This is a genomic window from Nonomuraea sp. NPDC050451, assembly GCF_044458585.1.
Map to the genome: position 1 here is coordinate 79,084 of NZ_JBITHZ010000031.1, position 23,372 is coordinate 102,455.

Sequence of the window (23,372 nt, forward strand, 5' to 3'; positions counted from 1 at the left end):
CTGAGTTAGACGGATAAGGCGCCAATCCGGTTCCTATGATCTAAGTCACGTTTTTACGACTACAGTGCGTGGCGAACCTCTAACGGCACTCCGGTCCCATCAGCAATAACCCCGCCATACCCAGCGAAAACGTAACTATCCAATCACCGCGCGCGAAGATCTCTGACAGATAACAGCACGGTAACGGCGGTAAGGATGGCTACCGGATCACCCAAACCGGGTTCCACCTGCGGAGATCACCACGCTATGTTCCTTGCTATCCCTTTACTGACGCATGGGACGCATGTTGCGACCCACGACAGAGCAAGGAGCAGTTCCCTTGAAGCGCATCCTCATCCCCGCCGGTGGTGCCATCGTGGCTACCGGCCTTCTGGCCGCCGGCCTGGCCGGCACCGCCCAGGCCGACAGCGACGTCGCATCTGACCCGATGGCGACGAGTGCGGCGAACGCCAAGGCCATTGCCGAGTTCTGGGCCGACAACAACGGTGCCGCCCTCCGGGCCGCCAAGGAGTCCAACAACTGGGACAAGAGCGACGTCGCGAAGCTGCAGAGCAAGGGCGGCTACAGCGCCGACACCAAGCCCGGCTCGACGGCTCCGATCGGCCAGGAAAAGAAGACGACCGTCAAGGTCCAGAACGTCAACATGCCGAAGACCATCGGCAAGGTGTTCTTCGTCAACAGCAAGGGCGAGAAGAAGTGGTGCTCGGCCACTTCGATCCAGTCCCAGTACCGCAACCTGGTCGCCACGGCCGGTCACTGCGTGTACGACACGGCGACCAACTCGGACGTCCTGTCCAAGTGGGTCTTCGTCCCCGGTTACTACCAGGGCAAGTCCCCTTGGGGCATCTACGTGGGTAAGCAGGCCTTCACCCACTACGACTTCGACGTCTACGAGGACTACGACCGCGACTACGCGTTCGTGACCGTGTACAACGGCGTGTCGCTCAGCGGCAAGACCAGCAAGGTCCTGCCGAGCGAGTACAAGGCGGCCGTCGCCAAGGGCGCCGTCGGCTACGTCAAGGAAACGACGATCACGAAGGAGGAGTTCGACGCCGGATTCGACAAGTACGGTGAGTCTGGTCCGTACAAGTCGAAGGTCGTCGACCCCAAGATCGAGACCGTTGCCAAGCCGAGCGACGTGACGGCGTCCAACGTCGACGACTACATCAAGGGCGAGGGCCCCACCAAGGGCATCCAGCTCACGAGTGCTGAGGTCTCCAAGAGCGCCTACGACGCCGCTCCGAGCGGTTTCGACAACGGCGCCAAGTTCGAGCGCCTGAGCACCGAGGTCCCCATCAGCAAGGAGGCCTACGACTCCCTGGTGGCGGCCAAGGGTGACGGCAAGTTCCTCGGCACCCTGCGTGTCGTGAAGAACTCGGCCGGCACCGAGACCGCGTGGTTCAAGACGCAGTACTACATCAAGAAGTGGATCAAGACCACCGCTCAGGTGAAGTACTGGGTCGAGGACTACTACCTCGTGGACATCGCCGCCAAGGACGCCGGTCGTCTCGGCGACAACGTGGGTGGCCAGGGCTTCGCCTGGAACCAGCCCACCGGCAAGTACGTCCGCGTGTTCGGCTACCCGGCCGCTCCTCACCCCGACGGCAACAAGAACTACACCGGCGTGACTCCGAAGTGGTGCTACGGCAAGACCACGAAGAAGCTGGTCGGTTCGGCTGCCAAGAAGATCGAGGAGCACGTGGCCCTCAAGTGCGCCTTCACCGAGGGCGCCGACGGTGGCCCGTGGCTGTACAAGTACAGCAACAGCAAGCGTCTCGGTTACCTGAACGGTGTCGTGAGCACCTTCAACGACCAGGACGGCAACGGCCGGGTGGACTACATCTCCTCGCCGTACTTCGACGGTGAGACCAACGTCGTCTACAAGGCCGCTGCGGCCTCGTGGTCCGGCAAGATTGTCTAAGGTGACGGATAGCGACCGGTCGTAGACCGTTCGTATAACCGAAACCAGCGAAGGGCCCGGCGGAAGCCGGGCCCTTCCGCGTTCCCGCCAAAAGTGATGGGCGTTTGGACGCACGGCACGCTCAGACGGTGCCATCAATCCAATGTGATCTGCATCACATCATCCTTTCGACCATGATCGAAGGGATGCTCGCGCCCCGCGAGCCACACTGACAACTACCTTATGTTGATCAGGGCAAACGGTCCCGAAGCGAGCTTTCCTCGACTCCTGCGCATCAGCCGTTTAAACATCACAGAACGGTCACGCCCGGCTTGTCGCCTCTTTTCCTGTCAAAGCGGCTACCCGCGAGCAAGATCCACACTGTATGTTCCTGGCTATCCCTTTACTGACGCATGGGACGCAAGAGGCGTTCCACGACAGCGCAAGGAGTTACCGTGAAGCGCATCCTCCTCCCCGCCGGTGGCGCCATTCTGGCCACTGGCCTCCTGGCCGCCGGCCTGGCCACCACGGCTCAGGCTGACGACACCGTCTCTGCCGACGTGCTGGCGAGCCAGCAGAAGGCGGCCGAGACCCTGGACTTCTGGACCAAGTCCAACTACGCGGCCCTCAAGCAGGCCGTTGCCTTCAACCCCGACGCGCTCGAGGTTACGAAGATCTCCTCCGGTGGCGGCTATACCTCGGACACCAAGCCGGGTTCCACCGCCCCCATCGGCGAGGAGAAGAAGGCCACCGTCAAGGTTCAGAACGTGAACCTGCCGAAGACCATCGGTAAGGTTTTCTTCGAGGGCCGCGACGGCAAGCTGTACTGGTGCTCCGGTACCTCGATCCAGTCGCAGTACCGCAACCTGGTCGCCACGGCCGGTCACTGCGTGTACGACATCGCTGGCAACGACGAGGTCGTGTCCCGCTGGGTGTTCGTCCCCGGTTACTACCAGGGCAAGGCTCCGTGGGGCGTCTACGTGGGTAAGCAGGCCTTCACCCACTACGACTTCGACGTGTACGAGGACTTCGACCGCGACTACGCCTTCGTCACCGTCTACGACGGCATCGGCGGCGTGCTCAACAAGGAGACCAAGGTCTCCCCGAGCGAGTACAAGGCGCACATCGCCAAGGGTGGCAAGGGTTACGTCAAGGAAACCCCCATCACCAAGGAAGAGTTCGCGGCTGGGTTCGACAAGTACGGCGAGGCGGGCCCCTTCAAGTCCAAGCTGGCCGACCCCTCGGTCGAGACGGTCGCCATGCCGAAGGACGCCGCGGCCAAGATCGAGGACTACATCTCCAAGGGCGTCGACGGCGTTCAGCTGACCGGCGTCGAGGTCACCGAGGCGACGTACAAGGCCGCCAAGTCGGGTTACGACAACGGCGACAAGTTCGAGCGTCTGAGCACCGAGGTCCCCATCAGCAAGGAGGCCTACGACGCTCTGGTGGCCGCCAAGGGTGACGGCAAGTTCCTCGGCACCGTGCGGACCAACGACGCGAAGACGGCGTGGTTCAAGACGCAGTACTACGTCAAGAAGTGGGTCAAGACCACTGCTGTGATGAAGTACTGGGTCGAGGACTACTACGTCGTCGAGAACGTGGTCAAGAGCGTTGGTCGCCTCGGCGACAACGTTGGTGGCCAGGGCTTCGCGTGGAACCAGCCGGCCGGCAAGTACGTCCGCACCTTCGGCTACCCCTACGGCCCGCACCTGGACGGCAACAAGCCGTTCACCGGTGTGACGCCGAAGTGGTGCTACGGCAAGACCGCCAGCAAGGCTCTGCTCATCCCGTCCAAGAAGGTCGAGGAGCAGGTCTCGCTGAAGTGCACCGTGACCGCTGGCTACGACGGTGGCCCCTGGCTGTACAAGTACAGCAACGCCAAGCGTCTCGGCTACGTCAACGGTGTCACCAGCCTCATCGCGGACACCGACGGCAACAAGCGCTACGACACGATCACCTCGGCTTACTTCGACGGTGAGACCAACGTCGTCTACAAGGCCGCTGCGGCTGCGTGGAGCGGCAAGCTCATCCCGTAGTTCGCTGCGGATCGGAACGAAGACTTGTTCGTCGTTCTCTAGCAATACCGAAGGGCCCGGCATCCTGCCGGGCCCTTCGGCCTTTTTGCTGAGAAATCTGGCAATTTCCCTTACCAGAGTGACTAAAGGGTCGATAGGGTCTTTACACCATTTTTGACAACTGTGGAGCCTCCCGTGAAGCGCCTGCTCATCCCCCTAGCCGCCGCCTGCCTGAGCGCCGCCGCCCTCGCCGTCCCAGCCACCGCCGCACCGAGCTGGGCCACCGACAATCTCCTGCCGAAGCCCGCCGACGCGTACGGTGCTGCGGACTTCTGGCTCGACTCCAACGGAGCCGCCCTGCGCAAGGCCACCCAGTACAACCTGGACGTCAAGAACGTCTCCAAGCTGGTGTCGGCGGGCAGCAACGGCGCCCCTGACGGCAAGCCGGGCATGACCGGCCCGACCACCACCGCCAAAGCGACGGTGTCCAAGAACGTCAACCTGCCCAAGACCGTCGGCAAGGTGTTCTTCCTCGACAAGTCGGGCAACTACCGCTGGTGCTCGGCGACGTCCATCCAGTCCAGGAACCGCAACCTGGTCGCCACCGCGGGCCACTGCGTCTTCGCGAACGGCAAGGACGACGTCTACGACAAGTGGATCTTCGTGCCCGGCTACTACCAGGGCAAGGCCCCCTGGGGCGTCTACGTGGGCGCTTACGCCTTCACGGCATATGACCTCGACACGTACGACGACTACGACGGCGACTTCGCCTTCGTCGCGGTGCACAACGGCTTCACTCTGGCCGCTCGCAAGGAGGTCACCAGGAACGAGTTCCTCAAGTGGGGCGGTGACAAGTGGGTCGAGCACGAGGAGATCAAGAAGGACGAGTTCGACCTCAACTTCGCCAAGTACGGGCCCCTCGGGCCGTACTGGTCCAAGGACTTCGATCTCACGCCTGAAAAGGTGGGCCACGACTACACCGGAGCCAAGACCCTGACGAAGGTCGAGGTCACCAAGGCCGCCTACGAAGCCGCTCCCAAGGACACCGCCGACCGCAGAAACGGCGAGCAGTACGAGAAGGTCGAGCGGACTCCCATCTCCCTGGAGACCTACAAGAAGCTCGCGGCCGAGAAGTCCGACGGCAAGTTCCTCGGCTGGCTCGAGGTCGACAAGAACGAGAACGGTACCGAGATCGCCTGGTACGAGAGCCACTACTACCTCAAGCAGTGGGTCAAGACCGGCAAGACGATCCGCTACTTCCGTGACCACTACATCCTCGGCATCGCCAAGGACATGGGCCGGCTCGGTGACGTCGTCGGTGGGCAGGGTGTGGCCTGGAACCAGCCCCTCGGCCAGCCGGTGACCGTCTTCGGCTACCCCTCCGCCCCGCACCCCGACGGCGACCGCCCGTTCTCCGGCGTGACGCCGAAGTGGTGCTCCGGCAAGACCGCCACCAAGAGCTACCAGGTCAACACGTTCAAGGTCGAGACGCACCAGCTGCTCAAGTGCTCCATGACCGGCGGCGCCGACGGCGGCCCGTGGCTCATGAAGTACGACAACAACAAGCGCACCGGCTACGTCAACGGCGTGACCAGCCTGTTCCACGACAACGACGGCAACGGCCGCGTCGACTACATCAGCTCGGCGATCTTCGACGGTGAGGTGGCCGACGTGTACAACAAGGCCAACTACGCGGAGACCAAGAAGATCGTCGGCCCGAACGGCGAGCTTCTCCAGTAGACGACAGCACGAAGGAGAACGGCCCGGGCGCGACACGAGCGCCCGGGCCGTTTCGCGTCATACCGGCGCGAGCTCTCGCGTCCGTTCGCGCAGCGCCAGCACGACCCGCTCGTTCTTGTACGGCTCCAGCCGCCGCCGCAGATCGGCCGCGTACGACCGCGACCGGGACGACTGCAGCTCTCCCGCCAGCGCGAAAGCGGTGCCCGCGGTCGAACACGCCTCCTCCAGCTCCCCGCACTGCAGCAGCCCGGCGGCCAGCAGCGAGAGGTTGAACATCCGCCCGCGGACGTAGCGGGAGTCCATGTCGAGCGAGCGCCGGGCCTGCCGCACGGCCCGCTCTCCCTCCCCCAGGTCGCGGAAGCAGTGGGCGAACTTCGCCGACAGGTAGGCCTCGTCGAAGTAGCTGAGCCACACGGGCTCGTCGGCGGGCTTACGGGCGTCGAAGGCGGACTCCGCCTCGTGCAGGGAGACCCCGCAGGAGCGGGCGTCGCCCAGGCCGGCGTGGGCGTGGGCCTCCAGGACGTGCGCGGAGGCCAGGAGCGTGTGCACGCCGGCGCGGCGGGCCGCCATCTGGGCGGACCTGGCCAGGTCGAGGGCGTGGGAGGGCTGGCCCATGTAGATGGCCTGGTGGGCCATGCCGGCCAGGATCTCGCCGCCCAGGGTGTGGTCGTCGGCGCTCCTGGCCAGGCGGAGCGCCTGGATGAGGTAGCGCTGGGCGAGACCGTGCTGCTCCATGTCGTACGCCATCCAGCCGGCCAGGCGGGTCAGCTCGGCGGCCGCGGCGGCCAGCTGGCGGCCGGTGGACTCGCCGTACACGCCGTCCTTGAGCAGCGGCGAGACGGCGGTGTCGAGGTATTTGACCACGGACGAGCGGACGCGGCCGCTGCCGAAACGGTTGTCGAGCTCACCGAACGATCGGGTGACCTCATGGATGGCGGCGATGTCGGCGCGGCCCACCCGCCGCGCTCCCGTGCCGCTCAGGTGTCCCCCGGCTGGGGACGTCAGCCAGCGGATGGCTCCCACGGAGCCCGCTCCTATCGCGAAGGTCGAGTCGATCAGGAACCTCCGTCTCTCCACGTCGGCCCGCCATAGCGCCGTCACGGTCGCGACCCCCTCCTGCCACGTGTGCGTGAACTCCTGCCCGAGATCGAGGGGTGTGAGGATCGCCGGCATGCCCAGATCCTCCGAGGTAACCGGTCGGCCCAGCCGCATCGCGAAGATCTCCGCGAGCAGCGCGGGCACCGGGTCACGTGGCCTCTGACCACCGATCCAGCGCAACACGGAGCTGTGGTCGTATTTGAGGCCCGGAGTGCCACGGGCGGCTCCCCAATCGTTCAGGCACCTGGCCAGTCCCTTGTGGGAGAAGCCCGCTTCCGCGATGAGCTGCTGCAGCAGTCGGTTCGGCTCGCGTTCCATCGCTCTCCTCGTCACAGGAGTGGGCGCCCACACCTTACAGAGAGCTACTGTTATAGCACCTTGGGTAAAGGTTTTAGGGCAGTTCTCAAAGGAACCCCCACTTCAAAGGAAAACGGGGGCCTCCCCTACCCATGGCCGGGTCAACTAATCGGGAGGCCCCCGTACGAGGCGGTCAGGCGCGGGCGACGCCGTCCGCGCGGGCCTGGGCCGCGACCGCGGCGGTCACGGCGGGCGCGACGCGCTCGTCGAACGGGCTCGGGATGACGTACGTCGGCGAGAGGTCGTCGCCGACGACGCCGGCCAGCGCGTTGGCGGCGGCCACCTTCATGTTCTCGGTGATGGCGGACGCGCGCACGTCGAGGGCGCCCCTGAAGACGCCGGGGAAGGCCAGCACGTTGTTGATCTGGTTGGGGAAGTCGGAGCGGCCGGTGGCCACGACCTTGGCGTGCCGGGCGGCCACCTCGGGGTGGACCTCGGGGGTGGGGTTGGACAGAGCGAAGACGATGGCGTCGGGCGCCATGGAGGCGATGGCCGACTCGGACACGGTGGACCCGGACAGCCCGACGAACACGTCGGCGCCCGCCAGCGCGTCCTCCGTCGAGCCGGTGTGGCCGGCGCGGTTGGTGTCGCGGGCGAGGGACTCCTTGACGGGGTTGAGCCCCTCGCGGCCCGCGTAGATCATGCCCTTGGAGTCGGCCACCGCGATGTCGCCGATGCCCGCCTCCAGGAGGATGCGGGAGACCGCGACGCCGGAGGCGCCCGCGCCGGCCACGACGGCGCGCAGGTCGCCGAGCGAGCGCCCGGTCAGGCGGGCGGCGTTCTGGAGCGCGGCGAGCACCACGATGGCGGTGCCGTGCTGGTCGTCGTGGAAGACGGGGATGTCGAGCAGCTCGCGGAGCCGGTCCTCGACCTCGAAGCAGCGCGGGGCGCTGATGTCCTCGAGGTTGATGCCGCCGAACGACGGCGCGAGGCGCACGACGGTCTCGACGAGGGCGTCGACGTCGGTGCAGTCGAGGCAGATGGGGACGGCGTCGACGTTCGCGAACTGCTTGAACAGCAGCGCCTTGCCCTCCATGACCGGCATGGCGGCCGAGGGGCCGATGTCGCCCAGGCCGAGCACGGCGGTGCCGTCGGAGACGACGGCGACCACGTTGGAGACCCAGGTGTAGTCGTTGACCAGCGCGGGCGTCTCGGCGATGGCGGTGCAGACCCGGGCGACGCCGGGCGTGTAGGCGAGCGAGAGGTCGTCCGCGTCGCGGACGGGAACGGTGGAGCGGACCTCGAGCTTGCCTCCGCGGTGCAGCGCGAAGGCCGGATCGAGATCGAGTTTCTCGACGGAAACGGAAGCAGAAGCGGGCGTGACAGCCACAGCGACCCCTGTAGTCATCGGGAGCGGAAGAAACCTTCGGCGGGCGAGCGCGAGCGGGCTGGCCTCGGTAGCTGCCAGGATCCCCTCGTCGGTCGTCTCAGAGGGGTACGGGGGTCACCCGTCTCCCTATCGTGCCACATGGTGAGATGGAGTCGGTGTCAGCGCCGACGCCGTTCTGTTGACGCATCGTTAAAGGTCTGATGGCGGACCGGTGCAAAACCCCATTTAAACTGCACAAAACGCAAGTTTCCTGGCTTTTCACATTGAGGAGGCCGTACATGGCCCTCAGCCCCAAGGGCCGCCGTGGCTATGCCGCCGGCGTGCTCGCGTTGACCGCCGCACTGGCGCTGACCGCGTGCGGGAGCGGTGGCAACAGCTCGAGCTCCGCCACGACCAGCGCCGGCGCCTCCGCAGCCGGCGGCGTCCAGCTGGTCACGCCTGGCAAGCTCACGGTCTGCACGAACATCCCGTATGAGCCGTTCCAGTTCAAGGACGCGAGCGGCAAGATCGTCGGGTTCGACGTGGACATGGTCGACCTTGTCGCGAAGAAGCTGGGCGTGACCCAGGAGATCGTGGACATCGACTTCGCCGTGATCAAGAGCGGCGCCGCCATGGCGGCGAAGAAGTGCGACCTGGCCGCCGCCGGCATGACGATCACGCCGGAGCGCAAGGCGAACATCGACTTCTCCGACCCATACTTCGACGCCACCCAGGCCCTGCTCGCCAAGAAGGGCACCGGGGCGACGTCGCTGGCCGACGTCAAGGCCAAGAACCTCAAGCTGGGCGCCCAGGCCAGCACGACGGGCCTCGACTACGTCAAGAAGCAGGGCTTCGACCCGACCGAGTACGCCGACTCCGCCAAGGAGCTGCTGGCCCTGCAGGCCGGACAGGCCGACGTGATCGTCCAGGACCTGCCCGTGGTGCTCACCTGGCTGAAGAAGCCGGAGATCGCCGCGAAGTTCGAGCTGATCGGCAGCCTGGACACCGGCGAGCAGTACGGCTTCGGCCTGAAGAAGAACGCCGACCCGGTGCTGCTCAAGACGATCAATGAAGAGATCGCCAAGGCCAAGCAAGACGGCACCTACGAGAAGATCTACGTGAAGTGGTTCGGCAAGAAGCCCGGCGAGCTGGGCTGATCCATGGCCGACCAGCCGAAGACGGCTGAGCCTGCGCGCGCCAGGCTCAGCCCTCGGAAGAGACAACGCATCGTCCGCGGCGTCCAGTACGCCGTCCTGGTCGTCGCGGTCGTCGCGCTCGTCCTGTACGCGGACTGGACGAGCCTGGCGGAGAACTTCGCGAGGCCCGACATCGCGGAGAAGGCCTTCCCCGAGCTGTTCACGATCGCGTTGAAGAACACGATCATCTACTCGGTGGGCGGTTTCTTCTTCTCCTTCGTGTTCGGCCTCGTTCTCGCGCTCATGCGGCTGTCACAGGTCCGCCCGTACCGCTGGATCGCCGGCGTGTACATCGAGATCTTCCGCGGGCTCCCCGCGCTGCTGATCTTCCTGCTGATCCTCTTCCTCCCCATCGCGCTCCCCGGGTTCGAGGTGCCGGGAGGCAAGTACGGCGAGGGCATCCTCGGACTCACCCTGGTCGGCTCGGCCTACCAGGCGGAGGTCTTCCGCGCCGGTCTGCAGGCCGTGCCCAAGGGGCAGACCGAGGCGGCCAGGTCGCTCGGCATGTCCGCGGGCAGGGCGCTGTTCACCGTGGTGATCCCGCAGGCGGTCCGCATCGTGATCCCGCCGACCACCAACCAGTTCATCGCGCTGCTCAAGGACTCGTCGCTGATCCTCTTCCTGGGGGTCTCCGGCGAGTACGTGGAGCTGGCCAAGTTCGGCAACGACCTGTCCTCCGAGCAGTCCAACGCCACGCCCATCATGGTCGCCGGCGTGACGTACCTCATCGTCACGATCCCGCTGGGCTACCTGGTGCGGCGGCTGGAGGCACGAGCGGGGAGGGCGCGATGACGCACGCCGTCGAGATCAGGAACCTGCACAAGTACTTCGGCGCCAACGAGGTGCTCAAGGGCATCGACTTCACCATCGATCCCGGCCAGGTGGTCTGCGTCATCGGCCCGTCGGGCTCCGGCAAGTCCACCCTGCTGCGCTGCGTGAACCTGCTGGAGGTGCCCACCAAGGGCAAGGTGTTCGTGGAGGGCGTCGAGCTCACCGACCCCGATGTGGACATCGACGCCGTACGCCGCCGCATCGGCATGGTCTTCCAGCAGTTCAACCTGTTCCCGCACATGACCGCGCTGCAGAACGTGATGATCGCCCAGCAGCGGGTGCTGAAGCGGGGCAAGAAGGAAGCCGAGATCGTCGCCAGGGAGAACCTGGACAAGGTGGGTGTCGGCGCCAAGTGCGACGCCTACCCGGGGCAGTTGTCGGGCGGTCAGCAGCAGCGGGTGGCGATCGCCAGGGCGCTTGCCATGAACCCGGACCTGATGCTGTTCGACGAGCCCACCTCCGCGCTCGACCCCGAGCTGGTGGGGGACGTGCTCACCGTCATGCGGAAGCTGGCGGAGGAGGGCATGACCATGCTCGTGGTCACCCATGAGATGGGGTTCGCGCGGCAGGTGGCCGACCGGGTGGTGTTCATGGACGGCGGCGTGATCGTCGAGGACGGCGAGCCGGCGCAGGTGATCGGCGACCCGCAGCAGGAGCGCACGCGCACGTTCCTCCACCGGGTCCTGCACCCCGAGGAGTAGGTCGGCAGCACGGCGGGGCGCATCCGCCCATACCGGCTTTCCAGGCCCGGTACGGAGCGCCCCGCCCTGAAGCCCCGCCCAGTGCCCTCAGGCCCTGGAACGCCTTCTCAGCCGCGCCTGACCGCACTCCGCGGCGGAAGACCCGGCCGCGTTCGGCGGGGTCCCGTGATGTAATACACCCGCATGGACCTCACCTCTTACGCCGAGTGGGCCGTCCGGCTGGTCAACGATCCGGACCCGCCGCCGGAGCTGAGGCCGCTGCGCGAGGAGCTGGCCGCCGCCTTCGACGGGGCCGACGACGAGCGGGCCGTGGCGGCGCGGCTCAACGCCTTGCTCGTGCGCTATCCCGTACGCCCCCAGCTCACCGACCACGACGGCGCGGGCTGGCACCTCCACCTCGCCGAGGACTCCGCCGCCTGCGCCGTGATGGGCCTGGCCGCGGTCGTGGCGGAGCTGGGCGCGGACCGGCTCGGCCGGTGCCAGGAGCAGCGCTGCGGCAAGGCGTTCCTGGACACCTCGTCCAACCGTTCCCGCCGCTACTGCTCCTCCCGCTGCGCCAGCCGCGCGAACGTCGCCGCCTTCCGCGCCCGTCAGCGGAACGGCTCTTGACGCCGCCGCAGGAGGGGCCAGTAACGCAGCACGACCCGGCCAACGATGTCGTGGACCGGCCCGAAGTCCCAGCTGTCACGCCGCCCGCTGGCCCGCTGGTTGTCGCTCTCCAGCCACCACCCGTCCCGTCCGTGCCACTGCGCCCGTTTCACGATGAGCTGGTCGGGATCACCGGGAAGCCTCGCCACCACGAGATCGCCCGGGTGGACGGTGGCGCCCCGGCGTACGAGGAGCCAGTCTCCGGGAACCAGCGCGGGGCGCATCGAATCGCCCTCGACACGCACTCTCATGGGCTGTGACCCCCTACTCCGCAGGCGTTCGGACCCGAGTAAGGTCGGTTGTGGACCAAGCTGATTCAGCATCAAGGAAGGACTTTCTGATGCTCGCACGACTGCTACGACCCAAGCATGTCGCTTCCGCACACTGCGACCTGCCCTGCGGGGTCTACGACCCCGCTCAGGCCCGCATCGAGGCCGAGTCGGTCAAGGCGATCATGGAAAAGTACGCGGCCAACGAGGACGCGGTCTTCCGCGCCCGCGCGCTGACCATCAAGGAGGAGCGGGCCGAGCTGGTCAAGCACCACCTGTGGGTGCTCTGGACCGACTACTTCAAGCCGCCGCACCTGGAGCAGTACCCTCAGCTTCACCAGCTCTTCTGGGACGCCACCAAGCTCGCGGGCGCCGCCGGCGCCAAGGGCACGGTCGACGTCTCCAAGGCCGAGGACCTGCTGGGCAAGATCGACGAGATCTCCAAGATCTTCTGGGAGACCAAGGCCGCCTAAAACGGCACATAAGGCTCTGCGCGGCAGCGGCCGTGCAGAGCCTTTTCCGTTGATGGCGAGTCTGAATCGTCCAAGCACCTCCCAGGGGCGGTAAGTTGCAGTTGGCGTCGGAATCGCGAGGAGGAACGTGACCGAGGAAACCGAGACGCGCGCGGAGGGCGTGGCCGGCATCCGCGACGTGGTGAGCATCAGGCTCCCCGCCGCCAGTGCCTACCTGTCTGTGCTGCGTACGGCTACCGCCGGGCTGGCGGCGCGGCTGGACTTCACGCTCGACGAGATCGAGGATCTGCGGATCGCGGTCGACGAGGCGTGCGCCATGCTGCTGAGCGAGGCGGTGCCCGGCACCGACCTCACCGCCGAGTTCGAACTGACCGGGCATGAGATGCAGGTCAGGGTCGAAGTGGCCACGGTCGGAAGCTCCGCGCCCAAACGCGACGACTTCGCCTGGATGGTGTTGACCGCCTTGGCCGACGACGTCGACGCGGTGACCGACTCCCCAGATCGCATGGCTATCGTCCTGCGTAAGCGCCGAGGCGCAGCGAGGCCGGCGTGACGGAAAGGACTGGAGCCATGGCCACCAGCGAACACGCCGTGCCCGACCGGGTGCGTGCCCGCATGCTCTTCGCCGAGCTGGCCGAGCTGGGCCCCGAGGAGCCGCGCCGCCAGCGCATCAGAGACGAGCTGGTCGAGCTTCACCTTCCCCTGGTCGAATACCTGGCCCGCCGCTTTCGGAACAGGGGCGAGTGGCTCGACGACCTGACCCAGGTCGCCACCATCGGCCTGATCAAGTCCATCGACCGGTTCGACCTCAACCGCGGCGTGGAGTTCTCCACGTACGCCACGCCCACGATCGTCGGCGAGATCAAGCGCCATTTCCGCGACAAGGGCTGGGCGGTCCGCGTCCCGCGTCGGCTGCAGGAGCTGAAGCTCTCGCTGACCAAGGCGATAAGCGATCTCTCGCAACGCGAGGGCCGCGCGCCGACGGTCGCCGAGCTGGCCTCCTACCTGAAGATGACCGAGGAGGAGGTGCTCGAGGGCCTCGAGTCGGCCAACGCCTACTCGACCGTGTCGCTCGACGCGCCCGACTCCGGCGACGACGACGCCCCCGCGGTGTCCGACTCGCTCGGCATCGTGGACGAGTCGCTCGAGGGCGTCGAATACCGCGAGTCGCTCAAACCGCTGCTCGAGCGGCTGCCGCCGCGGGAGAAGCGCATCCTGCTGTTGCGCTTCTTCGGCAACATGACGCAGTCGCAGATCGCCACCGAGCTGGGCATCTCGCAGATGCACGTCTCGCGCCTGCTGGCCCGCACCCTCGCGCAGCTGCGCGAGGGTCTGACCGCCGAAGACTAGCCGTCTCCGTAGAGGGCGTGCGTGGTGGGCGGCGCCAGCAGCGTCGCCAACCCCGCCACCGCGATCACGATCAGCGGGATCCCGAGCTGGGGCTGGCCTGACTGGATGAGCGTGACGGAGATCGGCACCATGAAGATCTGCGTCAGGACGCCGGGCGACCGCCCCCACCGCTCCATCTTGAACAGCCCGCCCCACGCCACCCAGAGCAGCCCCGCTCCGACCAGCACGCCGAACGCCGACTCGGCGACGGCGGTGGTCAGGTTGTCCGGGGTGCTGACCAGGGTCTCCACGGCCACGTAGATGCCGAGCCCGAGCGCCACCAGGCCTTCCAGGGCGACGACGGCGGCGGCGATGACGAGGGTGACCGGACGACGATTCACGCCCGTACCCTACCCCTCGGGTCACCCGGTCCGAGAAATAGGACGTTCGGCCGATATCGCCCACAAGTCCAGCGGATACGCTGGCGATATGCGCGCCATGCTCTTGGTGAACCCCAAGGCCACCACCACGAACGCCCGTACGCGTGACGTGCTGATCCGCGCGCTCGGCGCGGCCGTGGAGCTGTCGGTGGAGGAGACCCGCTACCGCGGGCACGCCGCGGCGCTGGCCGCCACCGCGCGGTCCAAGGGGTACGACGTCGTGGCGGTGCTCGGCGGCGACGGGACGATCAACGAGACCGTGAACGGCCTGCTCAACCCGGTGAACGGCGACCACGTCCCGCCCGGCAGCGAGGGCCGGCCCGCGCTCGTCGTCATCCCCGGGGGCAGCGCGAACGTGTTCGCCCGCGCGCTGGGGCTGCCGAACGACCCGGTGGAGTCCACGGGGGCGGTGCTTGAGGCGCTCAGGGAGGGCCGGCGCAGGACCGTGGGTTTGGGGCAGGCCCTATGGGAAGGCCAGAGCCGCTACTTCACCTTCTGCTCGGGCATGGGATACGACGCAGAGGTTGTACGGGCCGTAGAAGGCCTCAGAGGCAGCGGCCGCAAGGCCACGCCTACACGGTACGTGAACACCGCTCTACGGCACTATCTGGCCACGGACAAGCGGCATCCAGCGATGACCCTGACAGGTCCGGGGATACCGACGGCCCGCGGGCTGTTCATGGCGATCATCTCCAACACCTCTCCATGGACGTACGTCGGCAGCAGGCCCGTCCACCCGACCCCGTGGGCGAGCTTCGAGACCGGGCTCGACCTTCTCGGGCTGCGCCGGATGGGACCGATGTCACTCGTGCCATTGATCCGACAGATTCTCACGGAGAGTGACGCCCTTCCGGGCGGCCGGAACCTCGTACAGCTGCACGACGAGGCCGAGTTCACGCTCACCGCGAACCGCCCCGTGGCCTTCCAGCTGGACGGGGACTACCTGGGCGAATACGAAACCGTGACATTCCGGTCTACACCGAACGCGTTACAAGTTTTGGTCTAGATGGTTACATTCGGTCATTGTGTGACGCATCCGACAGCCATAACACCCAAAACTTCCCGTCAACCCTCTTGCGTGCACTCAGCGTGGCTGACAGTCTCAAGACTGACGTCGGAACGTAGGACCTTTAACAACCCCAAGGTTCTCCGAGTGTCAGCGGGCAATCCCGGTCCACACAGGTCCGGGTAATTGTTCGCGCGAGTTAGTGAAACTCTTCACAAAGTAGTAGCCGCACGGAGCCGACCAGAGGCTCCATCTACTAAGGAGTGGACGCATGGACTGGCGCCACCGAGCTGCCTGCCGTGACGTGGACCCCGAGCTGTTCTTCCCGATCGGCAACACCGGCCCGGCACTCATGCAGATCGAAGAAGCCAAGCAGGTCTGCCGTTCCTGCTCGGCCGTCGAAGCCTGCCTGAAGTGGGCGCTGGAGTCCGGGCAGGACGCCGGCGTCTGGGGCGGCCTCAGCGAGGACGAGCGCCGCGCTCTCAAGCGCCGCACCGCTCGCCACCGCGCCCGCCTCACCGCCTGACCCGCCACCGTCATCTGATCTCCACCACCATCTGACCCCGCGACGCCCGAGCCCCGATCGGCTCGCGCGCCGCCGCACCTCCCCGCCCCGATGCGTCGCCGCCCGGCCGCCGTGCCACCCGCCGGACGCGCCACCGCCCAAGCCGTCACCCCGGCCGACGCACCGCCGCCGTTCGACATGCCCGCACCCGACGCGCCGAGCCCCCGTACTCCCGTCGAACCCCGACGGACGCGTACGAACCGGGATCAGGCCGCCGGGAGCGGGATCGACAGCGTGACCTCCGTGCCCCCTTCGAGCCGCGGCTCGATCGAGAGCCTGCCGGAAAGCTCACCCTCGACCAGCGTGCGGACGATCTGCAGCCCCAGGCTGGTGGAGCTGTCGAGGTCGAAGCCGGCCGGAAGCCCGCGGCCGTCGTCCCACACCGTGACGTTCAGCCGATCGAGCGTGGGCTCGACCACCACTTCGAGCCGCTTGGGCCGCCCGTGCTGCATCGCGTTCTGCAACAGCTCGGTCAGCGCCATGGCCAGCGGCGTGGCGATGAGCGAAGGCAGCACGCCGAAGCCCCCGACGCGCCGCGGCGTGACGGCCACCTCCGCGGCCGACACCTCCCCCGCCATCGCGAACACGCGGTCGGCGATCTCGTCGAAGTCCACGAACTCCTCCGGCGCGTGAGACAGGGTCTCGTGCACGATCGCGATCGACCCGACCCGGCGCACCGCCTCCTCAAGCGCCTCCCTGCCCTCGGGCACCTGCAGCCGCCTGGCCTGCAGGCGCAGCAGCGCGGCCACGGTCTGCAGGTTGTTCTTCACCCGGTGGTGGATCTCGCGGATCGTGGCGTCCTTGGTCATCAGCTCGCGCTCGCGGCGCCGCAGCTCGGTCACGTCCCTGATGAGCACGAGCGCGCCGATGCGGCCGCCGCCGACGATCAGCGGGATGGCCCTGAGCTGCACGATCGTGCCGCCGGACTCGACCTCGGTCTCCTTGGCCGCGCGCCCGCTGGCCACGATCATGAGATCTTCGTTGATGGGCTCGTCGGAGTAGCAGAGCGTCGCGGTGACCCGGCCCAGCTCGGCCCCGACCAGGTCGGCGTGCAGGCCGAGCCGCCGGTAGGCCGACAGGGCGTTCGGCGAGGCGTACGTGACGCGCCCGGCCCGGTCGAGCCGCAGCAGGCCGTCGCCGACGCGCGGCGAGCGCACCAGGATCGGCTCCTCGCCCGAGAACGGGAAGCGGCCCTCGGCCACCATCTGCGCCAGGTCGGAGGCGCTCTGGAGGTAGGTCAGCTCCAGGCGCGACGGGGTGCGGGCGGAGGAGAGGTTCGTGGAGCGCTGGATCACCGCCAGGAACCGGCCCTCGCCGCCCTCGACCGTCCGCCGCACGGGGATGGTCTCCTCGCGCACCGGGACGCCCGTCGACCAGTCGGGATCGCCCTCGCGGCAGATGCGCCGCTCGTTCCAGGCGGTGTCGATGAGGTGGCGCTCGCCCTTGGCGGCGACGCTGCCGACGATGTCGTCGTGGTAGACCGTGGGGCCGGTGGTCGGGCGCATCTGCGCGATCGCGATCCAGCCGCTCTCCCCCAGCAGCGGCGCCCACAGGATGAGATCGGCGAACGACAGGTCGGCCAGCAGCTGCCAGTCGGAGACCAGCGAGTGCAGCCAGTCGAGATCCGCCTCGTCGAGGGCGGTGTGGCGGGCTACGAGGTCGCTGAGAGTCGGCACAGGTGCATCATGCGTGCTTTCCCCCGCAACAACCAAACCGGCTCCCTGGTTGAATGCGCGCCCGGATACGCGGGCAGGACTCCGCACGGCACGGCCGCACACCCGCTCATTCGCACAGTGACGGCAGATACGGCATCGTGCACCCAACTCGACATATCGGGAATCTCATATTGTGAGAACCGTCACACCATGAGAGCTGCTCGAACCGCAGACGGGACGAGTCGGAGGTGATCGACACGGGCAGGTGCTTCCGCCGCGACACGGATCAAGGACCGGCCTCGGTTGCGATCGCGCACGCCGCTGTGGATATCCTTCACAATCAGCCTGAGCTGCCCGGATCCGTGCGCGCCGGCAACCGTGCCCGCCCGGTGCCGGTCGGCCGCCACAGCCCGCGGTTGACCGCTCGGGCAGATGTGAGTTCCGATGATCTCGCGGTGATCAGACACGCCTTCACCGCCGTGGCAGAAGTGAAGGTGAGAGCGTGACAGACGACAGCCCCCGCGTACCGAAGTACTACGACGTCAAACGCAGCCTGCTCGAGCTCACGAAGACCCTGCCCGCGGGGACGGCGCTGCCGCCCGAGCGCACGCTCGCCGTACGGTTCGAGACCTCCCGCACCACCGTCCGGCAGGCGCTGACCGAGCTCGTGGTGGAGGGCCGGCTGCTGCGCATCCAGGGCAAGGGCACCTTCGTGGCCCAGCCGAAGGTGGCGCAGGTGCTGCAGCTCACCTCGTACATCGGCGACCTGCGCACGGCGGGCCTGGAGCCGGACACCAAAATACTCGAGATCGGCTACATCACCGCCGACGAGGCCCTGGCCAGGCGCCTGGCCATCAACCCGGGCGGCCGCGTGCTGCGCATCCACCGCCTCCGGCTGGCCAACGGCGAGCCGGTCTCCATCGACACCACCCACCTGTCCGCGCGCCGCTTCCCCCGGCTGCGGCGGGAACTCGAGGTGCACGCGTCCCTGTACGAAACGCTGCACAACGCCTACAACGTCCGGCTCACGGACGCCGAGGAGATCATCGAGACCGTCCTGGCCACCCCGTACGACGCCAAGGCCCTCGGCGTCGACGTCGGACTCCCCATGCTCCTCCTCACCCGCCACGCCTTCGACGCCGACGGCAACCCCGTCGAGTGGGCCCAATCCCTCTACCGCGGCGACCGGTACAAGTTCGTCACCCGCCTCCGCAGGCCGTAGAACCTCCCGGCCGTGTCGGCGGAGTTGTTCCGGTGGCTGGGCGGAGCGGCCTGTGGACAGTTGGGTCCACGTGGTCGTATGGCCGGGCAGCTGTTGCAGCCGGACCGGGAGGAGCGACTCGTGTCCAATGCCTCAAGTCTCGTCCGTCTGACGCACTGAACCGCAATCGGTATAACGCATATACGACACGGCGAGGATTGGGTATGGTCCGGGGCGTGCGACTTCGTGGCCGTTCGGTATCCGTTGCTGCGTTGCTTACGTGCCTCGCGGTCATGTCGGCCTGCTCAGCCGAAGGGGAGAAACCTTCTCTGGACGAGGCAACGAAGCAGCTCATTACCGACGGCGACAAATTGGTGGCGTCACGCGAATTGGCTGCCATGGGAACGGTGACCGTGACCGACCGGGCAGACAAAGACAGCGAAGTGGGATGCCTGCAGGGTCAGGTACAGCGATTCTTCCGGGCACAGGGTGATTTCAATTCCCCACTGGACGTGAAGTCGCCGAGTAACTCTGCCGGCCTGATGCTGGGCAAGCTGGAGAGCTTGGGCTATTACAAGACCGTCGACGAATTGGACCTTCGCGACGAGAATCTGGGGGTGACGTTGTCACAGAACCCGCGGACGGGACTTATATTCTCGGTGATCGTACGCAACGGACAGAAGCCCAACATCATGATCGTCGGAAAGACGAGTTGCTACGAGCGCGGCGGCTGACCCTGGAGCCAAATCCTGCGTTCAACTGGGTAGTTGAGCCGCTTCCCTACGCAACAGTTCGGCCTGTTTGTGCAGGCGGTCGGCCGTTGTCGCGCATGACTCTCGAAGTTGGCCGATCTCGCGTACCAGCTGCGTGGCTTGAGTTGTGAAACGATCCGCAGCAGGCCCATTCCAGAACATCTCGACGTGCCGCGGATTCCCGAGATTTCCACGGAAAACCTCGTCCAGGTCCTCGGCGTAGCGGGTGAAGGTGGCGGCAAGGATTTCCTTGTCGGCAGCCTTCCGAAATAGTTCGCCTTGCGTCGGTATTGTCATCTCATCCGCCTCGCTTTTCTAGCGCGTCGATTAGCGCGTTATAGAGCCTGCCTCGAAACGCCATTCGCACCTCATCTTGCTGGTAGATGCTCAGCGGCTTTTGTCCATGCTGCTCTAGCGATTCGAATACCAATCGAGCTTGCTGCGTCGCGACCTGGTCGGCGACTTTTCTCGCATTCTCGGGGGTCTTTTCGTCGAAGTAACCCGTGATCATGTCCTTGAACACGTTCTTGGTGTCGTCCAGACCCTTGTCCCGAGCCGTTGCCGTCGTTGGATCGTTGATCGACCAGTACTTGTTGGAAAGCCAGTCGATGGGCAGCGTCATGGTGTCCGCGAGCCACTCCGCGTACTCGTCGTCGCTCCACTCCGCATGTGTGGACCCACTCACAACCAGGTTCGCCAACCCGCCCGCCAAAGCGGTCCGCGAGGTGTACTCGGCCTGCGTGCTCTCGTCCCCGAACGGCCGGAAACGCCCAATGTCCAAGCCAACCGTGTAGTCGTGCGACCCCTTCATCAGGGTGCTCGCCGCAGCCTTGTCCTGCATCAACGCCCCCATAAACCGAGAGGCCACCCCTGGATCGAGCTTGTCCCAGGGCGGAGCCGGATGCAGCGCGACAAGATCCGGTGAGGAGAGCTTGGCCTGGCCGCGGGCGAGTTGGTCGAGATAAGGGCTGACATTCTCGGCCAGCGATCGGCCGACCGGCGAGTCCTTGAAGGTTCCCCATTGCCCGCCGATCCAGGGAGTGTTCTCTGCGCCGAGACTGTTGATGAGGTTGAGCCACGCTCGGTCGCGCAGGTCGGTGACGCCGACACCTGGTTTCAGAGCCTTGTCCAGCACGCCTGCAAGCCGCTCTTCGAAGCCGGAGATTCCGGTAGTACGAAATCGCCCCGGGTGCAGCAGCCAGTCCGACACCTGCTTGTTCTCAGCGAGCAGCCTTTGCAGCGCCTGTGGGTTGGCGTCGTAGGCTTCGACCAGCGCGTTCAAGTTCCATTTCTGGCCCGCCGAGGACTCGGCGCCAAGAGGGCGGCCCAGGAGCTGCGTGGCCACCTGGTTGAGGAACGTGTCAGACTGCATGGCCAGCGCAACCAGCGAGGCAAGAACGCTGGGCTCAGTCGTTTCCACCAGCTTCCCGCGCCATTCCTCACCCAACCGCCCGGCGCCTTCCGCACTGCTGTAGGCCCGGGCGAGCTGACCGAGGCTTCCCTGGGCCTGCTCAAGGGTGCCAGGCGGCACGCCCTTCTGCATGGCAGCCGGTCCCTTGTCCTTCATCCAGTGCATGAACACCGCCCGGAACCCGTCCGGACCGAGAGCTTCCAGCAGAGCGGCGGCATAGGCGGGATCGTCGACCTTGTCTCCGGTGGCCGCCAGCGCGTCGGCCACCTTGCGCCAACTCTCCACTGTGTTCTCGACGTTGTGCCGCTTGAGTACCTCGGCAATGGCCGCGGCATCGCCCTTTCCCCGCTGGGCGGCCTCGGGCTCATTGGCGAAGACGAAGAACGCGGTCACCAGACCTTTTGCCCCACTCGGAACCATGCGCCGGATCGTGTCGATCCGCCATTTGAGGTCTCGCTGGCTCTCGTCGAAGAACGCCCAGGACCTGTGCATGGCGGTTGCCCCTTGCCAGCCGGTCCACGCCTCCCCCGCCTCGGCGATGGCCGCCTCAAGTCCGGGTCGCGTGCTGCCTAGGACTCTCTTGCTGGCCTCCATCTGCTGGATCAGCTGATCAGCTCTACCGGGGTCGATCCCAACGAACTCCCCCATGGGTCTCCTCCCAGAGGGTGTGGGTTACAGGGCGGGAGTTAAACACAACGGGCAATGCAGGTAAATGCCTCAAGCGCTGACATAGCTACTGGGTTTGGGCCGACCAGAGACCTAACTCCCTGACGGCCGCGCGTCCTCAGCGTCAGTCCGGTTCGGTGTCGCGCCGGTCAGCGACGAACAGCCCGCGTCCAGGCGCGGTGATCAAAAGGCCCTCGTTCTTGAGTACGTCGAGCGCCTTCTTCACGGTGTTCCGGGACAGGCCGGATTTCTCTTCCAACTCCGTCTGAGACGGCACCTTGCGGCCAGGTGGGATCTCGCCCGCCTCGATACGGGCGCGGAGCTCGTCCGCGAGCTGGAGGTAGGGCGCTCGCAGCCCGTCCGGATCGATTCTCACGACTGGAAGGCTAGGCGGCCAGGATTATCCCGAGATAGGCAGGCCCGGCCATGGCCAGCCACGGCCTAGCCGAGCTACCATGTCCTTCATCTCTCAGTCCTCGGAGTCGGGCCCACATCAGCGGGGCCACGCCCGTACAGGTCCTTGATCGGACAATGGAGGTCTCGCCCATGGCTGACACAACCACAGACCTGCGATTCGATCCTCGCCTGACAGCAGAGATCCAGGCCGTACTCGAGAGGCACGGATACCGGCTGCCCCCAGGAGGGGATCACATCCACGAACTCGTCATGTCCCGCGTCGACTTCGCGCTCAAGAACCTCGTCGAAGTCTTCGAAGGAAGGACCTGGTGACATGGCGCGCGAGATCCCCGACTTCCACGGTCCGCACGTCGCCCCGCCCTTGCCGGGCCACCTCGAATTGACCTGGTACGAACCGGCCCCCCGGGCACCGCGTATCCGCGTGGTGTCGCACACCCGCGAATGCCGCGGGACGACATACGAGCTGTGTAGTGCCGCTGGCCAGGGGTTCGTCCGCCGTACCGATCGCGAAAAGCAGACCGTCCACGAAACCGCGTGGACCTTGACCGCAGTCGCCAGGCACACCTTCGAGCAGATCCTGCGCGGCGAGGCTCGATGAGAACCTGGGTTGAGTGGGCACCCCGTCTAGGCTGGTCACGTGAGCGTTCTCGTCGTCACAGGAACGGACGCGGCGGTCGGCAAGACCGTGGTGGTCGCAGCGCTGGCGGTGCTGGCGTTGCGGCGCGGGTCTTCCGTCTCCGTGGTCAAACCCGCTCAGACCGGCATGGCGCCCGGTGAGGTCGGGGACTTGGACCATGTGATCCGGTTGTCCGGCGTCACCAATACCTTCGAGGTTGGCCGGTTCGCCGAGCCGCTCTCCCCCGCCGCTGCCGCCCGGTTCGCCGGAGTGCCGACCGTGTCGCTGGCCGAGGTCGCTCAGCTTGTGCGGGAGCTGGCCGAGAGCAGCCGCCTGGTGATCGTGGAGGGGACCGGGGGGCTGCTCGAGAGGTTCGACGAGGACGGCGGGACCATCGGGGACCTTGCCCGGTCCCTGAGCGCGCAGGTGCTCGTCGTGGTCCGGCCCGGGCGGGGGGCGGTGAACCACACCGCGCTCACCCTGGAGGCGATGGCGAATCGGGGGCTCGAGCCGACGGGGATCGTCATCGGGAGCTGGCCCGACGAGCCCGGGATCGTCGAGCGGAGTTGCGTGTGCGACCTGGAGATGCTGGCCGCGCGACCGCTGGCCGGGGTGCTGCCCGAAGGGGCCGGGAGGATGGGCGGGGAGGAGTTCGCCGAGGTGGCACGGAGAGGGCTGGGTGTGATGTTGGGGGGCTCTTTCGATCCGGCCGGGTTCAAGGCGGCGCTTTGAGGGTGGGGAAAACCCCACCATTCATCAGCACACCAGGGCTATTTC

26 protein-coding genes are annotated in these 23,372 nt (G+C 66.6%); 18 read left to right on the top strand and 8 right to left on the bottom strand.

Translation table 11 applies throughout. The annotated features are described in order from the left end of the window. Positions 1–319: 319 nt before the first annotated feature. The 3 genes from ACIBI9_RS51085 to ACIBI9_RS51095 all read left to right on the top strand — a co-directional run bounded on the left by ACIBI9_RS51085 (position 320) and on the right by ACIBI9_RS51095 (position 5,655). On the top strand, positions 320–1,921 hold the full coding sequence (locus ACIBI9_RS51085; protein WP_397234424.1) for a trypsin-like serine peptidase: 1,602 nt from the start codon (positions 320–322) through the stop codon (positions 1,919–1,921). Positions 1,922–2,355: 434 nt separating this feature from the next. Further along, positions 2,356–3,936 carry a trypsin-like serine peptidase gene (locus ACIBI9_RS51090; RefSeq protein WP_397234426.1) on the top strand — a complete coding sequence of 527 codons (1,581 nt, stop codon included), beginning with the start codon at positions 2,356–2,358 and terminating at the stop codon, positions 3,934–3,936. A gap of 174 nt (positions 3,937–4,110) precedes the next feature. Further along, a complete protein-coding gene (locus tag ACIBI9_RS51095) occupies positions 4,111–5,655 on the top strand; it encodes a trypsin-like serine peptidase (protein WP_397234428.1) in 1,545 nt (514 codons plus the stop codon). Positions 5,656–5,712: 57 nt separating this feature from the next. Here the strand turns inward: ACIBI9_RS51095 and ACIBI9_RS51100 are convergent, their stop codons facing one another. Beyond that, positions 5,713–7,071, bottom strand: a complete 1,359-nt coding sequence (locus tag ACIBI9_RS51100) for a hypothetical protein (RefSeq protein WP_397234430.1) — start codon at positions 7,069–7,071, stop codon at positions 5,713–5,715. 172 nt (positions 7,072–7,243) lie between these two features. Continuing rightward, positions 7,244–8,458, bottom strand: a complete 1,215-nt coding sequence (locus ACIBI9_RS51105) for an NADP-dependent malic enzyme (protein WP_397234432.1) — start codon at positions 8,456–8,458, stop codon at positions 7,244–7,246. Positions 8,459–8,718: 260 nt separating this feature from the next. Between ACIBI9_RS51105 and ACIBI9_RS51110 the strand changes: the two genes are divergently transcribed. The 4 genes from ACIBI9_RS51110 (at position 8,719) to ACIBI9_RS51125 (ending at position 11,756) form a co-directional block, all read left to right on the top strand. Further along, a complete protein-coding gene (locus ACIBI9_RS51110; RefSeq protein WP_397234434.1) occupies positions 8,719–9,576 on the top strand; it encodes an ABC transporter substrate-binding protein in 858 nt (285 codons plus the stop codon). Positions 9,577–9,579: 3 nt separating this feature from the next. Then, entirely contained in the window at positions 9,580–10,407 is an 828-nt protein-coding gene (locus tag ACIBI9_RS51115) for an amino acid ABC transporter permease (protein ID WP_397234436.1), read from the top strand. After that, positions 10,404–11,147: an amino acid ABC transporter ATP-binding protein gene (locus ACIBI9_RS51120; RefSeq protein WP_397234438.1), complete on the top strand. Its 744-nt coding sequence runs from the start codon at positions 10,404–10,406 to the stop codon at positions 11,145–11,147. Before ACIBI9_RS51115 ends, ACIBI9_RS51120 begins: the two co-directional genes overlap by 4 nt. A 183-nt stretch (positions 11,148–11,330) precedes the next feature. Continuing rightward, positions 11,331–11,756, top strand: coding sequence for a CGNR zinc finger domain-containing protein (locus ACIBI9_RS51125; RefSeq protein WP_397234440.1), 426 nt, complete (start codon positions 11,331–11,333; stop codon positions 11,754–11,756). On the opposite strand, the gene ACIBI9_RS51130 is transcribed toward ACIBI9_RS51125, so the two are convergent. Then, positions 11,738–12,118 carry a S24 family peptidase gene (locus ACIBI9_RS51130; RefSeq protein WP_397234442.1) on the bottom strand — a complete coding sequence of 127 codons (381 nt, stop codon included), beginning with the start codon at positions 12,116–12,118 and terminating at the stop codon, positions 11,738–11,740. The genes ACIBI9_RS51125 and ACIBI9_RS51130 overlap by 19 nt on opposite strands. 17 nt (positions 12,119–12,135) lie before the next feature. Here ACIBI9_RS51130 and sodN point away from each other — a divergent pair, with 17 nt between their 5' ends. The 3 genes from sodN (at position 12,136) to ACIBI9_RS51145 (ending at position 13,887) form a co-directional block, all read left to right on the top strand. Next, a complete protein-coding gene (gene sodN / locus ACIBI9_RS51135) occupies positions 12,136–12,537 on the top strand; it encodes a superoxide dismutase, Ni (protein ID WP_221519206.1) in 402 nt (133 codons plus the stop codon). 127 nt (positions 12,538–12,664) lie between these two features. After that, positions 12,665–13,090 carry an anti-sigma factor gene (locus ACIBI9_RS51140; RefSeq protein ID WP_127936220.1) on the top strand — a complete coding sequence of 142 codons (426 nt, stop codon included), beginning with the start codon at positions 12,665–12,667 and terminating at the stop codon, positions 13,088–13,090. Positions 13,091–13,107: 17 nt separating this feature from the next. After that, positions 13,108–13,887 carry an RNA polymerase sigma factor SigF gene (locus tag ACIBI9_RS51145; protein WP_176573444.1) on the top strand — a complete coding sequence of 260 codons (780 nt, stop codon included), beginning with the start codon at positions 13,108–13,110 and terminating at the stop codon, positions 13,885–13,887. Here ACIBI9_RS51145 and ACIBI9_RS51150 read toward each other — a convergent pair. Then, complete coding sequence (locus tag ACIBI9_RS51150; RefSeq protein WP_397234445.1) at positions 13,884–14,267, bottom strand: hypothetical protein; 384 nt, start codon at positions 14,265–14,267, stop codon at positions 13,884–13,886. The genes ACIBI9_RS51145 and ACIBI9_RS51150 overlap by 4 nt on opposite strands. Positions 14,268–14,355: 88 nt before the next feature. Here ACIBI9_RS51150 and ACIBI9_RS51155 point away from each other — a divergent pair, with 88 nt between their 5' ends. Continuing rightward, on the top strand, positions 14,356–15,312 hold the full coding sequence (locus tag ACIBI9_RS51155; protein WP_397234447.1) for a diacylglycerol/lipid kinase family protein: 957 nt from the start codon (positions 14,356–14,358) through the stop codon (positions 15,310–15,312). A 271-nt stretch (positions 15,313–15,583) separates the two neighbouring features. After that, a complete protein-coding gene (locus ACIBI9_RS51160; protein WP_185068358.1) occupies positions 15,584–15,838 on the top strand; it encodes a WhiB family transcriptional regulator in 255 nt (84 codons plus the stop codon). 245 nt (positions 15,839–16,083) lie between these two features. Here ACIBI9_RS51160 and ACIBI9_RS51165 read toward each other — a convergent pair whose 3' ends face one another. After that, entirely contained in the window at positions 16,084–17,553 is a 1,470-nt protein-coding gene (locus ACIBI9_RS51165) for a histidine kinase N-terminal domain-containing protein (RefSeq protein ID WP_397234449.1), read from the bottom strand. 227 nt (positions 17,554–17,780) lie between these two features. Here ACIBI9_RS51165 and ACIBI9_RS51170 point away from each other — a divergent pair, with 227 nt between their 5' ends. From ACIBI9_RS51170 to ACIBI9_RS51180, 3 genes are all read left to right on the top strand, one after another. Next, positions 17,781–18,038 carry a hypothetical protein gene (locus ACIBI9_RS51170; protein ID WP_397234451.1) on the top strand — a complete coding sequence of 86 codons (258 nt, stop codon included), beginning with the start codon at positions 17,781–17,783 and terminating at the stop codon, positions 18,036–18,038. Continuing rightward, complete coding sequence (locus tag ACIBI9_RS51175) at positions 18,035–18,754, top strand: GntR family transcriptional regulator (RefSeq protein ID WP_397234453.1); 720 nt, start codon at positions 18,035–18,037, stop codon at positions 18,752–18,754. The genes ACIBI9_RS51170 and ACIBI9_RS51175 overlap by 4 nt, the downstream gene beginning before the upstream one ends. Positions 18,755–18,969: 215 nt before the next feature. Then, positions 18,970–19,467, top strand: a complete 498-nt coding sequence (locus tag ACIBI9_RS51180) for a hypothetical protein (RefSeq protein ID WP_397234455.1) — start codon at positions 18,970–18,972, stop codon at positions 19,465–19,467. Between the two features lie 21 nt (positions 19,468–19,488). Here the strand turns inward: ACIBI9_RS51180 and ACIBI9_RS51185 are convergent, their stop codons facing one another. The 3 genes from ACIBI9_RS51185 to ACIBI9_RS51195 form a co-directional block, all read right to left on the bottom strand. After that, on the bottom strand, positions 19,489–19,782 hold the full coding sequence (locus ACIBI9_RS51185) for a hypothetical protein (RefSeq protein ID WP_397234457.1): 294 nt from the start codon (positions 19,780–19,782) through the stop codon (positions 19,489–19,491). Between the two features lies 1 nt (position 19,783). Further along, entirely contained in the window at positions 19,784–21,544 is a 1,761-nt protein-coding gene (locus tag ACIBI9_RS51190; RefSeq protein WP_397234459.1) for a hypothetical protein, read from the bottom strand. Positions 21,545–21,686: 142 nt separating this feature from the next. Beyond that, positions 21,687–21,938, bottom strand: coding sequence for a GntR family transcriptional regulator (locus ACIBI9_RS51195; RefSeq protein ID WP_397234461.1), 252 nt, complete (start codon positions 21,936–21,938; stop codon positions 21,687–21,689). Between the two features lie 170 nt (positions 21,939–22,108). On the opposite strand from ACIBI9_RS51195, the gene ACIBI9_RS51200 reads away from it, so the two are divergent. Genes ACIBI9_RS51200 through bioD form a run of 3 tightly spaced genes read left to right on the top strand, consistent with a single transcriptional unit; the run spans position 22,109 to position 23,327 of the window. Then, entirely contained in the window at positions 22,109–22,291 is a 183-nt protein-coding gene (locus ACIBI9_RS51200; protein ID WP_397234463.1) for a hypothetical protein, read from the top strand. A gap of 1 nt (position 22,292) precedes the next feature. Continuing rightward, positions 22,293–22,577: a hypothetical protein gene (locus tag ACIBI9_RS51205; protein WP_397234465.1), complete on the top strand. Its 285-nt coding sequence runs from the start codon at positions 22,293–22,295 to the stop codon at positions 22,575–22,577. A gap of 39 nt (positions 22,578–22,616) precedes the next feature. Continuing rightward, entirely contained in the window at positions 22,617–23,327 is a 711-nt protein-coding gene (gene bioD, locus ACIBI9_RS51210) for a dethiobiotin synthase (RefSeq protein ID WP_397234467.1), read from the top strand. Positions 23,328–23,372 lie beyond the last annotated feature (45 nt).